This is a genomic window from Actinomadura sp. NPDC048955, assembly GCF_040649435.1.
Lineage (GTDB): Bacteria > Actinomycetota > Actinomycetes > Streptosporangiales > Streptosporangiaceae > Spirillospora > Spirillospora luteofluorescens.
Genome location: NZ_JBEZJI010000066.1, coordinates 1 through 12,355 on the forward strand (window position 1 = coordinate 1; position 12,355 = coordinate 12,355).

The window sequence follows — 12,355 nt, forward strand, 5'->3', positions numbered from 1 at the left end:
CCCGGCGACCGGGCGGCCCGCGGACCGTGTCCCCCCTCAGGCGAGCGCCGGCTCACCCACCGTGACGCTCGCCGACAGGTCGGCGAGCACCTCGCTCAGCCGGTCCAGGGCCCCCGCGATCCACGGCAGGGAGGCCGGGGCGGGGGAGGCCAGCGCCGCGAGGCGCTGCTCGTCGTCCTCTCCGTAGAGCAGGCTCGGCGCCACCCGCATGCGCAGCGCCGACGGGGCGTCCCCGAACGAGCTCCCGGGCAGGACGCCCACTCCGTAGCGCTCCAGGAGAAGGTGCGTGAGGTCGGCGGCCGTGCGGATGCCGTGGTCGGCCTCCAGCTCGTCCCGCATCGGGCCGAAGTCGGGGTAGAGATAGAAGGCCGCTTCCGGCCGCGCGACCCGTGCGCCGGCCGCGGCGAAGCGGTCGGCGACCGCGCCGGTGACGGCGGCGTGCAGGCGCCTGCTGCGGTCGACGTGCTCGACCAGCTCGGGGGGCTCGGCGAACGCGAACGCGGCGGCGTGCTGCATCGGGGCCGGGGCGCTGGACCAGATCTCGCTGGCCACCCCGAGCAGGCTGTCGCGCAGCGCCCGGCCGAACGGCCCGTCCGGCAGCCGGGCCACCCCGATCCGCCATCCGCCGGCCGCCAGGCTCTTGCTCAGCGCGGTCGTCACGACGGTCCGCTCGGGCGCGTACTGCGCCGGGCTCGGGACCGTCCCGCCCGGCGCGTGCACCAGGTCCCGGTAGATCTCGTCGGAGATGACGACCAGATCCTGCTCGCGCGCGACCGCGCACAGCCGCCTCACGGTGGCCTCGGAGGCGATGGTCCCCGTCGGGTTGTCCGGCAGCGTCACCACGACGGCCCGCACGTCGCGGCCCCGGGCGCGGGCCCGCACCACCGCGTCGGCCAGCAGCGCCGGGCTCGGGACGCCGCCCTCGCCTGGCGGGGTCGCCACCCGGATCGGGTCCACTCCCGCCAGCGAGGCCTGCGCCGCGTAGCTCACCCAGCTCGGGGCGGCCACGACGACGTCGCCGCCCAGCGCGGTCAGCAGGGCGAACAGCAGCGGCTTGCTGCCGGGGCCCGCGACGACCGTGGCCGGGTCGGTGGGCAGCCCGCGGCGGGCCCAGTACCCCGCCGCGGCGGCGCGCAGCGCGGCCGACCCGGCGACCGGCCCGTAACCGCCCCGGCCCGCGGCCGCGCCGAGCTCGCGGGTCAGGGCGGGATGTATGGGTATCCCGGCTTCCCCGAAGCCGAGCGGGAGCACGCGTTCACCCTGCCTGCGCTTGCGGGCTATGGCCTCGTTGACCGCGAGCGTGGCGGACAGGGGGACCCGGCGCGGCTCGAACGAGAGCGGCCGGACGGCTGAGGGCTGGTTATGGGGCATGAGCACTCCAAAAGGGCATGGCTGATTCACGGTGGGTAATCGTGGAATCCCCGTGTGTGGCGACCCGGCCGGGTTCGCCTAACTCTTGCCCGAGCCGAGCATCATTACAAGCGAGTCTCATCGATGCTGACCGTAAGATGGGCTGATGCTAGAGCTGCGCCGCTTGCGGCTGCTCGCCGAATTCGCCCGCCGCGGCAGCATCGCGGCCACGGCCGCCGCCCTCGGCTACACGCCCTCCGCGGTCTCCCAGCAACTGGCCGCCCTCGAACGGGAGGCCCGCGTCCCGCTGCTGGACCGGACGGCGCGCAGCGCGGAGCTGACCGACGCCGGGCGCCGCCTCGCCGAGCGCGCCGAGGAGATCCTCGGCCTCGTGGAGACGGCCGAGGCGGAGCTGTCGGCCCAGGCCGACGCGCCCACGGGCCGGATCGTGGTCACCGCGTTCCCGACCGCGGCCGTCGCCTTCGCCCCCGCGCTGGCGCAGAGCCTCGGCGACCACCCCGGGCTCACGTTCGTGCTGCGGCAGACCGCGCCCGGCGCGGGCATCCGCCAGGTGCAGAGCGGCGAGGTCGACATCGCGCTGATCGACGACTGGACGGGCAAGGTCCCCGACCAGGCGCCCGCCGCGCTGGAGTTCTTCCATCTCCGCCGCGACCCCCTCGTCCTGGTCGTCCCGGACACCCACCCCATGTCCCAGCCGGGCCGGCCGGTCGACCTCCAGCAGCTGCGCGAGGAGCCGTGGATGGCGGCGCCGGCCGGGGAACCGTCCCGGCAGGCCGTCGAGCGGCTTCTGGACACGGTCGGCGGCGCCCGTCCTGTACCATGGGAGTTCGAAGGCCTCCACACGATCCTGAGCCTCGTGGCCCGCGGTATCGGAATCACCGCGGTGCCGGCGCTGGCGCTGGCCGCCGGCGACCAGGGCGTGGCGGTTCGCCGCATCCCCGAATGCGCGCTGGCCCGGGAGGTCTACGCCGTGACTCGCACCGCCAGCGTACGCAGGCCGTCCGTGGCGGTCACGCTCCGCGCGATCTACGCGGCCGCGAAAGAGGTGCAGCCCACCGCGCCCGAGTCCTGAAAAGGCTTTGGGGATACCCGGAGCAAGTCCCTTGTGAGCTCTGCCGAAACTCGGAAATAAGCCGTGGAGAACGTGTTCGGGCATGGCCGCATCCGGCCTTGATTCGCACCGCAGGGGCATCGGGGCCGAACTAACAGGGGAAAGGCCGCGCGGGGACGAATCCCTCGAAACCGGACGAACGCGCGCGGATCATCACGTACGGTGGGGCGAATCGTGAGCACATCCGAGACCATGTACACCGATCGGGGAGCGCAGCGCTCGATGGAACGACCGGCGACCATGACCGCGGAAGAACCCCCCGGCCTCGTGCGGGCACCGAAGCCGCAGGACGGGCACGGGCACGCGGGCGGCCACCACGTCTTCGAACTGCCGCGGGTGACCGCGCTGCTGATGCACGCGCTCCCGCGCTTCATCGAGGGGGTCATCGCCCCCGTCGCGGTGTTCTACGCCGCTCTCATGGTCCTCGGCCTGAACGGCGCGCTCGTCGCCGCCGTCGCCTGGGTCTACGGCGGGATCGTCTACCGGTACGTGCGCGGCCACCCGGTGTCGGGGATGCTCATGCTCGCCGCGGTCGGGGTGACCGTCCGCGCGGCCCTCGCCGCCGCGACGCACAGCGCCGTCATCTACTTCCTCCAGCCGACCCTCGGCACGCTCGCCGTCAGCATCGCCTTCCTCGCCTCGGTGCCGCTCCGGCGACCGCTCGCGATGAAGCTCGCCAAGGACATGGCACCGATCCCCGACGCGTTCTACAAGAACGCCCGGGTCCACCAGTTCTTCCTGCGCATCTCGCTGCTGTGGTCGGCGGTGCTGCTCACGAACGTGGGCGTCAGCCTCTGGATGCTCTTCAACGAGTCGATCAGCATGTACCTGTGGATCCGCACCGGCATCGTCGCGGGGCTGGGAGCGATCGGCATCGCGGTCTCGGTCTGGGGCTTCAAGCGTGTGGTGCGCCACGTGAACCGCGAGCCCGCGGCCGCCGCCGCCCCCGCGGCCGGCGCCTGACCGCCGCCCCCGGTCCCCCCTTCGTCCTTCTCTGCCCTCCTCTGGCCCTCTCTGAGCAGCGAATCTTCGCTCATGTCCGAACCCGGGCGTGATTCAGGGCGTCTCCATCCTTAGATACATTTCACCTACACGGGGTGAATGTTTGAGGTTGGGGGAGTCAGTGGTGACAAAGGGTCGGTTGGGACCTGTGGTGGCCGGCGGGACGGGAGCGCTGGCGCTGCTCGTGACCGGCTGCTCGATCGGGGGCGAGGGCAGGCTCGCCTCGGGCGGGTCGGACACGACCGTGACGATCACGCCGGCGAACGGGACCGCCCAGGTCAAGCCGGACGGCACGATCGAGGTCAAGGCCTCCGGCGCGAAGCTGCGCGACGTCACCGTCCAGGGCGCGGGCGCCGCGATCTCCGGGAAGTACGGGGACGGCCACAAGACGTGGAGGTCCGCCCGCACGCTCACCCCCGGGACGTCCTACACGGTCACGGCCCAGGCCGGCGACGGCGGCAAGGCCCGCACGGTCACCAGCTCGTTCACGACCCTGAAGCCCGCCGAGACGCTGTCGATCACGGACGTCACGCCGAACCTCACCGGGGAGAAGGTCGGGGTCGGCATGCCGATCTTCGTCCGGTTCAACCGGCCGGTCACCGACAAGGCCGCCGTGGAGCGGACGCTGCGCGTCAGCCCGGACAAGCCGGTCGAGGGCGCGTGGCGCTGGGTCGGCTCCGACCAGGTCATCTACCGGACGAAGACGTACTGGCAGCCGCACCAGACGGTCCGCTTCCAGGCGGACCTCGCCGGGGTGAACGCGGGCGGCGGCGTCTACGGGGCCAAGGACGCGCGGGCGACGATCAGCATCGGCGCCGCGCAGATCACCACCGGCGACATCGGCGACCACCGCATGACGGTGACGCGGGACGGCAAGAAGCTGCGCACCGTCCCGTTCAGCGCCGGCAACGGCGAGACGCGGGAGTTCACCACCACCAGCGGCGTCCACCTGCTGATGGAGAAGGGCAACCCCGTCACGATGACGTCCCCCGGACGCAAGGAGGGGGACGCGGGCTACTACAAGACCGTCGTGAACTACGCGGTCCGCTTCTCCAACAGCGGCGAGTACGTGCACTCGGCGCCCTGGTCGGTCGGCTCGCAGGGTTCGGCGAACGTCAGCCACGGCTGCCTGAACGTCAGCCCGGCCGACGCCAAGTGGTTCTACGACGTCATGCAGCGCGGTGACGTGATCGACCTGACCGGGACGGACCGCGAGGTCGAGTGGGACAACGGCTGGAGCGTCTGGCAGCTGTCCTTCGACAAGTGGCGGCAGGGCAGTGCGCTCCGTTGAGACGGTCGTCTCCGACGGGGAGAAGCCGACGAAACCTTCGTCGTACAACGCTTTGATCTCAGGCACCTGCAAAAACCCTGGGACATGGCATGATCGACGACTTTTGTCGCTAATGTCACTCTGGTAGACGGCGGGTTCTGGAGGTCAAGGGTGCAGCGGAGGGTTTCCGCAGGGGTTCGGGCTGGCGCGGGAATGGCGGGGGTCGTCCTCCTCTTCACGACGGCCTGCAGCGGGGGAGAGAAGGATTCGGGCGTCACCGTCGGGGAGAAGGGCGACGCGACGGTCCCGCAGGTGACGATCAACCCGGGCAACGGCAACACGAAGGCCAAGCCCGAGGACGGCGTCGTGGTCACGGCCGCGGGCGGGACGCTCGAACAGGTCGCGGTCACGCTCAAGGGCAGGCCCGTGGACGGCGCGATGGCCGCCGACAAGACCAGCTGGAAGTCGCGCACGCTGCGACCCGGCGCCAAGTACCAGGTCACCGCGGTCGCCAAGAGCCCCAAGGGCAAGACGGCGACCGTCAATGCCGCGTTCGCCACGCTCAAGGCCGCGAGCGAGCTGAGCATCGTCGACATCACCCCGAACAAGAACGAGAAGGTCGGCGTCGGCATGCCGATCCAGGTGACCTTCAACCGTCCGGTGGTCGACAAGAAGGCCGTCGAGAGCGCCCTGCAGGTCAAGTCGACCACGCCCGCCACCGGCGCCTGGTACTGGACGAACGACACCACGGTGATCTTCCGTACGAAGAACGGGACCTGGTGGGCGCCGAACCAGCAGGTGACCTTCACCGCCAAGCTGGCCGGGGTGAGGTCGGGCAAGAGGACCTACGGCGTGTCGGACGTGACCCGCGGGTTCCGCATCGGCGACGAGCACATGGTCAAGGTCAGCACCAAGACGCACAAGCTCGTCGCCACCAAGAACGGCAAGAAGATCCGCAGCTGGGGGATCAGCGCCGGCAAAGGCGGCCGCGTCGTCAACGGCGTCGACACCTACCTGACCACCAGCGGCATCCACCTGACCATGGGCAAGGAGAATCCGGCGATCATGACGTCGGAGTGGATGGGGGTCAAGCCCGACGACAAGGCCAACGGCGGCTACAAGGAGGTCATCCCGCACGCGGTGCGGATCTCCAACAGCGGCGAGTACATCCACTCGATGGCCGCCACGACCTGGGCGCAGGGCCGCCAGAACGTCAGCCACGGCTGCCTCAACTCCCCGCCCGCCGCCGCCCGCTGGTACTACCAGTGGTCCTACCGCGGCGACCCGGTGATCATCACCGGCACCAAGCGCAAGCTGGACCCGATGAACGGCTGGAGCTACTACCAGATGTCGTGGGACCGGTGGGTGAAGGGCAGCGCCCTCGACCGAACCGTGACCACGGGGTGACGATGACCGGGCCCCGCCCCGGGAACGGCCCGGACACGGCCGTCGGCGATCGGGGACCCGGTGAACGAGCCAGCGCACCCGCTGCGACTGCGGCGCCGCGTGAGGCGCAGGGCGCATCGCGTCCTGCGCCGCGCGGCGCTCTGCGTGCTGCGCCCGCTGCGGCGAAGGCGCCTCCCGCCGCCCGGTGACCGGATCCGCGTCCGCGTCCTGCTGCAGAACGCGCACGGGACCGGCGGGACGATCCGCACGGTGCTGAACCTGTGCGGCCATCTGGCCCGCGACCACGACGTCGAGATCGTCAGCGTGCTGAAGCGGAGCAGGAGGCCGTTCTTCGTCGTGCCCGCCGATGTCACGGTCGCCTACGCCGACGACGGCCTGGCCCCCAAGGGGCGCGCGGCCCGCCTCCTGGCCAGGCTGCCCAGCCTCCTGACACCGGCGGACGAGGCGTCGTTCCGCCACATGAGCCTCTGGACGGACGTGTGCCTGCTGCGGCACGCGCTCTGGCGGGCGACGCCGCCCGACGTGCTCATCGGGACCAGGCCGTCCCTCAACCTGCTGGCGGCCGAGCTGGCGCCGGCCGGGGTCGCGACGATCGGCCAGGACCACATGCATCTCGGCGCCTACCGGCCCGCGCTCCGCCGGCAGATCGTCCGCGCCTACCGCCGGCTCACCGCCGTCACCACGCTCACCGAGGCGGACCGCGCCGAGTACGAGGCCGCGCTCGCGGGGTCCGCCGTGCGCGTCGTCCGCATCCCGAACGCCGCGCCCCCCTTGCCGCCGCGGCCGTCCCGGCGCGTGCACAAGGTCGTCCTGGCGGCCGGGCGCCTCGTCCACGCCAAGGGCTTCGACGTGCTCCTGCGCGCGTTCGTGCCGATCGCCGCCGAGCACCCGGACTGGACCCTGCGCGTCTTCGGCGGCGGGCCCCGGCGCGACCGGCTCCGCGCGCTGATCGACGACCTCGGCCTCGGCGGGCGGGCCGAGGTGCGCCCGCGCACCCGCGACCTGCACGCGGAGATGGAGCGGGCGTCGGTCTACGCGCTGTCGTCGCGCCGCGAGGGCATGCCCATGGTCGTCATCGAGGCCATGGGCATGGGCCTGGCGGTCGTGGCGTTCGACTGCCCCACCGGGCCGGCCGAGGTGATCGCCCACGGCCGCGACGGGCTGCTCGTCCCCGCCGGGGACGAGGACGCGCTGACCGCGGCGCTCCGCGCGGTGATCGAGGACCCCGGCCTGCGGGACCGGCTGGGCGAGGCGGCCCTGCGGTCGTCGCGGGCCCACCACCTGGACCGCATCGGCCCCCGGTGGTCCCGCCTGATCCGCGACCTCGCCCCCGTCACGCCCCGGTGCGCGGGCGGGCGGGCCGCGGGTCAGCCCGTGAGCAGGCCGCGGACGTAGGCGGCCTGGCCCGCGTGCTGGAGGTCGTCGGAGACCACGCTGACCAGCCGGACCGCGAGCGTGACCGGCGGATCCCACGCCCGGTCGACGATCCGGGGCAGGTCGGCGTCGGTCAGCCCGGACAGGTACTGGACGGTCCGGTCGTGCACGGCGTCGTGGTAGCCCGTGAGCAGGTCCGCCGAGTCCACCTGGACGGCGGCGACGTCGTCCGGGGTGTGGCCGTATCCGGTGTCGGACGCGTCGAACGGAAGCGCGAAGCGGTCGGCCCAGCCGTCCCGCGTCCACACCTGGTCGGTGCCGGCGACGCCCGCGACGTGGTCGTCCTGGATGCGGGTGAGGTGCCATACGAGCCACGCGATCGAGTTGGCGCCCTCGGCGGGCCGGCGGGCGAGCCGCGGCCCGTCGAGGCCCCCGACGGCCCGGTGGACGACCTGCTGGATCCGGTCGAAAGCGTCGGTGAGCAGTTCAGCACTGGTCATTGATCCGACGCTACCTTGATCCGGCCCGGGTTTCAGGCCGGGACCCACCGGCATCCGGGCGTGACATCAGGGGGATTCCGGCGTTCCGCTTGATACTCATTGTGATCGATACGATCCTTGCTGTAGTCGACCGGGGGGTCATCTGCCGCGGCGACGCCTCCGCCTGGCGGGGCGCGCCGCGCTGCCACGGCGTAACGGCACGCACCGGTGCCGTTGGAAGAGGGGGACCGGAGGTGAACGGCTCCACGTTCGTGCACCAAGGCTGCGTCTACTCCAGCGACGACGACTTCTTACGGATGGCGGTCCCGTTCATCGACGAGGGGCTCCGGCGGGAGGAGCCGGTCCTGGTGACCACGACGCCCGTCAACCTGAGCCTGGTGCAGACCGCCCTCGGGCGGCACGCGCGCAACGTCGACTACGCCGAGTCCGCGTTCTTCGGCCGCCGCCCGCCGCAGCGCGTCGCCGCGTTCACCGGCTACCGGCACCGGCATCCCGGCGCCGCGCGCGTCCGCATCATCGCCGAGCCCGTGTGGGCGGGACGGTCGGCCCGGCAGGTCGAGGCGTGGGAGTGCATGGACTCCGCCCTCAACGCGGTACTGGCCGGCACCGGCATCCACATGGTCTGCCCCTACGACGCCCGCACCCTCGAACCGGAGATCGTCAGCAACGCCCTGCGCACCCACCCGCACATGGTGGACGGGACCGACGTGGCCGCGAGTCCCGGGTACACCGAGCCCGTCGCGTTCGTGAGCGGCCGGGCGGCGCCGCTGGCCGCCCGGCCGGACGACGCCGTCACCGTGGCGTTCACCGGTGACCTCGGCCGGATGCGGCACACCGTCGTGCTGGAGACCGCGCTGCTCGGGCTGGCCGGGGAACGCCTGATGATCTTCGCGGCGGCGGTCGGCGAGCTGCTCACCGGGGTGCCCGGCGCCGGGGGCCGCCGCCCGAGCGTCGCGCTGTGGGGGCTGCCCGGGGAGGTCGTCTGCGACGTCGACCTGCCCGCCACCGCGTCCCTCGACCCCTTCATCGGCCTGCATCCGCCCCTGCTCGACCCGCGACCGGGCGACGGCATCTGGCTCGCCCGGCAGATCTGCGACCATCTCGACGTGCGGTCCGGGCCCGGCGGCACCACGATCCGGCTGCACACTCCCACCCTGCGCGACACCGAGGGCGGCGCCGGTGCCTGACCGCGCGTTCGCGCAGCTAGCGGGCCGCCGAATGGGTAGGCGACCGGCATGAGCACTCGCGCGCCCGACCGGCGGCCGCCCGACCGCGGGTTCGCGGCCGAACTCCGCGACGCGGTGACGCTACGCGCGTTCGCCCTGATCAGCGGGGTCCTCCTGCTGCAGCTCGGGTTCATCCTGTCCTACATCGGCGCGTTCCATTCGCCGACCCCGCACCGCATCCCCGTGGCGGTGGTCGCGCCGCCCGCGGTGGCGGGTCAGGCCGTCGCGCGGGTGAACGCGCTGCAGGGCCGGCCGCTGGAGGCCCGCACGGCCCCCGGCGAGCAGCAGGCCCGCCGGGACATCCTGCGCCGGGACGTCGACGCGGCGATCATCGTGGATCCGCGCGGCGGCACCGACACGCTGCTGGTCGCCTCCGCCGCCGGGCCGGCGCTCGCCGGCACCGCCACCGATGTCGCGCACCGGCTGGAGACCGCCCAGGGCCGGCGGGTGACGGTCGTCGACATCCGTCCGCCCGGCCCCAAGGACGGCCGGGGCCTGTCCTCCTTCTACCTCGTCATCGGCTGGGTCGTGGGCGGCTACCTGGCGGCGGCGATCCTCGCGGTCGCGGGCGGCGCCCGCCCGGCGAACGCGCGCCGCACGGTCATCCGGCTGGGGGCGCTCGCCCTGTACGCGGTCGTGTCGGGGCTCGGCGGCGCCCTCGTCGCCGGTCCCGTCCTCGGTGCGCTGCCGGGCCACTTCTTCCCGGTGTGGGGGATCGGGGCGCTCGTGGTCTTCGCGGCGGCGGCCGCCACCGCCGCGCTCCAGACGCTGTTCGGGCTCGTCGGGATCGGCCTGGCGATCCTGCTGTTCGTCGTGCTCGGCAACCCCAGCGCCGGCGGCGCCTACCCGCTCGCGCTGCTGCCGCCGTTCTGGCGCGCGATCGGCGGCTGGCTGCCGACGGGCGCGGCCACGACGGCCGTCCGCAACACCGTCTACTTCTCCGGCAACGCCACGGCGCACGCGCTGTGGGTGCTGGCCGGGTGGGCCCTCGTAGGGACGGCCGTCGCCCTGGCGGTGTCCGCGCTGCGCCCGCGAGCCCCCGCCCCGGCCGCGGGGGCCGCCTCAGCCGGGGGCGGTTGACGAGCCCCCCGCGGCGGGCGCGGCATCCAACGGGTCGCCGGCCCGGCCCGGCAGGCGGACGGTCACGACGAGGCCGCCCTCCGGGCGCGGCGCCGCGGTCACCGCGCCGCCGTGGGCCGTCGCGGTCGCCCGGACGATCGACAGCCCGAGGCCCGCGCCGCGGTCGGAGCGCACCCGGTCGTTGCCGAGGCGCCGGAACGGCTCGAAGATCGTCTCGACCTCGTAGGCGGGGACCACCGGACCGGTGTTGGCGACGGTGAGCTCGGCCCAGCCGTCCCGGCCCCGGGTGGCGACCCGCACCTCGCCGCCGTCGCGGTTGTGCCGGATCGCGTTCTCCACCAGGTTCTGCACGAGGCGCTCCACCAGCACCGGGTCGCCGCTGGTGGGGGCCGGGCCGAGGAGCCGGTCCGCGGTCACGCCGCGGGCCCGCGCCTCGGGGGCGGCCTGCCGCAGCACGTGCCCGGCGACGTCCGCCAGGTCCAGCGGCCCGGTCTCGGCCACGACGTTCTCGGTCCCGGCGAGCGTGAGCAGCCCGTCGATGAGCCGCTCGTGCCTGCCGTTGACGACCAGCAGCGACTCGCCGAGCCGCTTGACGTCGCCGGTGGCGTCCGCGCGCCGCAGCGCCACGTCGATCAGCGTCCGGTTGATGGCGAGGGGCGTGCGCAGCTCGTGCGAGGCGTTCGCGACGAACCGGCGCTGGCCGTCGAACGCCCGGGCCAGCCGGCCGAGCATGGTGTCGAAGGTGTCGGCCAGCTCCTTGACGTCGTCGCGCGGGCCCTCGTAGGCGATCCGCTCGGTGAGGTCGTGGCTGCGCGCGACGCGCCGGGCGGTCTCGGTGATCGCGTGCACGGGCCGCAGCGCCCGGTCGGCGAGCAGCCAGCCGAAGCCGAGCCCGGCCGCGCCCACCAGCCCGAGCGCGATCCCGCCCTGGGTGAGCAGCGCGTTGAGGGTCTCCCGCTGGTAGTCCTCGCGCCCTTTGATCAGCGCGCCCTGCACCCTCTGCACGGTGAGATCCGTCGCCCCCTCGGGCATCTGCGCCGTGCTCTTCACCGAGGGTCCCACGGCCGTGAAGGCGCGGTCCTCCCCGGGACCCCCCTGCCGCTGCAGGTTGTTCTGAACGAGGAGGTAGGTCAGGCCGAGCAGCACGATGCCCGCGCCGAGGAACAGGCCCGTGTAGAGGATCGTCAGCCGGAGCCGGATCGTCGGCCGCAGCCGGTCGGCGAACCTCGCGGTCGTCTCAGCGCTCATGGAATCCGGTACCCCACTCCCGGGACGGTCTCGATGACCGGGGGATCGCCGAGCCTGCGGCGCAGCTTCATCAGCGTCACCCGGACGGTGTTGGTGAACGGGTCGGTGTGCTCGTCCCACACCTTCTCCAGCAGCCTCTCGGCGGACACGATCGTCCCGTCCGCGCGCAGCAACTCGGCCAGCAGCCCGAACTCCTTGCGCGCCAGGTGCACGTACCGGCCGTCGCGGTACACCTCCTGGCGGGACGGGTCGAGCCGGATCCCGGCGCGCTCGAGCGCCGGCGGCGCCGCCGGGCGGGACCGCCGGCCGAGCGCGAGGATCCGCGCCACCAGCTCCTCGAACGCGAACGGCTTGGTGAGGTAGTCGTCGGCACCGAGGCGCAACCCGTCGACCCGGGCCGGGACGGTGACGGCGGCGGTGAGCATCAGCACCCGCACGAGCGCGCCGGACTCCACCACCGCGCGGCACACGTCGTCGCCGTGCACGACCGGCAGGTCCCGGTCCAGGACGAGCACGTCGTAGTCGTGCACGCCGAGCCGCTCCAGCGCGGCGTCCCCGTCGTAGACCACGTCCACGGCGAGTGCCTCGGCCCTCAGCCCCTCGGCGATCGAGTCGGCGAGCATCCGCTCGTCCTCGGCGACAAGTACCCGCACGTCAACTCCCGCCGTCCCTGGGGCGCGCCCCCGGCGCGCCTCGTCGGCCCCCAGCTTGGGGGACGCGGCGTAACGCCGGCATAACGCGATCCGGTTACGCCGGGGTTACCGGC

Annotated in this window: 11 protein-coding genes; 7 read left to right on the forward strand and 4 right to left on the reverse strand. The window is 73.3% G+C overall.

Annotation, left to right across the window (positions count from 1 at the left end; translation table 11 throughout):
- Positions 1–36 precede the first annotated feature (36 nt).
- A complete protein-coding gene (locus AB0C84_RS38390) occupies positions 37–1,371 on the reverse strand; it encodes a pyridoxal phosphate-dependent aminotransferase (protein ID WP_179848539.1) in 1,335 nt (444 codons plus the stop codon).
- A gap of 145 nt (positions 1,372–1,516) precedes the next feature.
- On the opposite strand from AB0C84_RS38390, the gene AB0C84_RS38395 reads away from it, so the two are divergent.
- The 5 genes from AB0C84_RS38395 (at position 1,517) to AB0C84_RS38415 (ending at position 7,556) form a co-directional block, all read left to right on the forward strand.
- Positions 1,517–2,443: a LysR family transcriptional regulator gene (locus AB0C84_RS38395; protein ID WP_179848540.1), complete on the forward strand. Its 927-nt coding sequence runs from the start codon at positions 1,517–1,519 to the stop codon at positions 2,441–2,443.
- Positions 2,444–2,656: 213 nt separating this feature from the next.
- Positions 2,657–3,445 (forward strand): DUF3159 domain-containing protein, encoded by a 789-nt coding sequence (locus AB0C84_RS38400; RefSeq protein ID WP_258943119.1) that lies wholly within the window; start codon positions 2,657–2,659, stop codon positions 3,443–3,445.
- A 187-nt stretch (positions 3,446–3,632) separates the two neighbouring features.
- The gene (locus AB0C84_RS38405; protein WP_361075899.1) at positions 3,633–4,775 is read left to right on the forward strand and encodes an Ig-like domain-containing protein; all 1,143 of its coding nucleotides are present in this window, start codon (positions 3,633–3,635) and stop codon (positions 4,773–4,775) included.
- A gap of 192 nt (positions 4,776–4,967) precedes the next feature.
- A complete protein-coding gene (locus AB0C84_RS38410; RefSeq protein WP_361075812.1) occupies positions 4,968–6,161 on the forward strand; it encodes an Ig-like domain-containing protein in 1,194 nt (397 codons plus the stop codon).
- A 60-nt stretch (positions 6,162–6,221) separates the two neighbouring features.
- Positions 6,222–7,556, forward strand: a complete 1,335-nt coding sequence (locus tag AB0C84_RS38415; RefSeq protein ID WP_361075815.1) for a glycosyltransferase family 4 protein — start codon at positions 6,222–6,224, stop codon at positions 7,554–7,556.
- Here AB0C84_RS38415 and AB0C84_RS38420 read toward each other — a convergent pair.
- Entirely contained in the window at positions 7,529–8,035 is a 507-nt protein-coding gene (locus tag AB0C84_RS38420; RefSeq protein ID WP_179848543.1) for a DUF664 domain-containing protein, read from the reverse strand. The two genes, AB0C84_RS38415 and AB0C84_RS38420, sit on opposite strands and share 28 nt — an antisense overlap.
- A gap of 233 nt (positions 8,036–8,268) precedes the next feature.
- Between AB0C84_RS38420 and AB0C84_RS38425 the strand changes: the two genes are divergently transcribed.
- The gene (locus AB0C84_RS38425) at positions 8,269–9,222 is read left to right on the forward strand and encodes a sensor histidine kinase (protein ID WP_361075818.1); all 954 of its coding nucleotides are present in this window, start codon (positions 8,269–8,271) and stop codon (positions 9,220–9,222) included.
- 48 nt (positions 9,223–9,270) lie between these two features.
- Positions 9,271–10,341, forward strand: coding sequence for a hypothetical protein (locus AB0C84_RS38430; RefSeq protein ID WP_361075821.1), 1,071 nt, complete (start codon positions 9,271–9,273; stop codon positions 10,339–10,341).
- Here the strand turns inward: AB0C84_RS38430 and AB0C84_RS38435 are convergent.
- Both AB0C84_RS38435 and AB0C84_RS38440 read right to left on the reverse strand, forming a co-directional pair.
- On the reverse strand, positions 10,324–11,589 hold the full coding sequence (locus tag AB0C84_RS38435; RefSeq protein WP_361075824.1) for a HAMP domain-containing sensor histidine kinase: 1,266 nt from the start codon (positions 11,587–11,589) through the stop codon (positions 10,324–10,326). The genes AB0C84_RS38430 and AB0C84_RS38435 overlap by 18 nt on opposite strands.
- Positions 11,586–12,242 carry a response regulator transcription factor gene (locus tag AB0C84_RS38440; RefSeq protein WP_361075827.1) on the reverse strand — a complete coding sequence of 219 codons (657 nt, stop codon included), beginning with the start codon at positions 12,240–12,242 and terminating at the stop codon, positions 11,586–11,588. Before AB0C84_RS38440 ends, AB0C84_RS38435 begins: the two co-directional genes overlap by 4 nt.
- Between the last annotated feature and the right edge of the window lie 113 nt (positions 12,243–12,355).

Bases quoted from the DNA above. Each gene is read 5' to 3' on its own strand.
- AB0C84_RS38410 (WP_361075812.1), top strand. From the start codon at position 4,968: ATGGCGGGGGTCGTCCTCCTCTTCACGACGGCCTGCAGCGGGGGAGAG.
- AB0C84_RS38395 (WP_179848540.1), top strand. From the start codon at position 1,517: ATGCTAGAGCTGCGCCGCTTGCGGCTGCTCGCCGAATTCGCCCGCCGC.
- AB0C84_RS38435 (WP_361075824.1), bottom strand. From the start codon at position 11,589: ATGAGCGCTGAGACGACCGCGAGGTTCGCCGACCGGCTGCGGCCGACG.
- AB0C84_RS38430 (WP_361075821.1), top strand. From the start codon at position 9,271: ATGAGCACTCGCGCGCCCGACCGGCGGCCGCCCGACCGCGGGTTCGCG.
- AB0C84_RS38420 (WP_179848543.1), bottom strand. From the start codon at position 8,035: ATGACCAGTGCTGAACTGCTCACCGACGCTTTCGACCGGATCCAGCAG.
- AB0C84_RS38390 (WP_179848539.1), bottom strand. From the start codon at position 1,371: ATGCCCCATAACCAGCCCTCAGCCGTCCGGCCGCTCTCGTTCGAGCCG.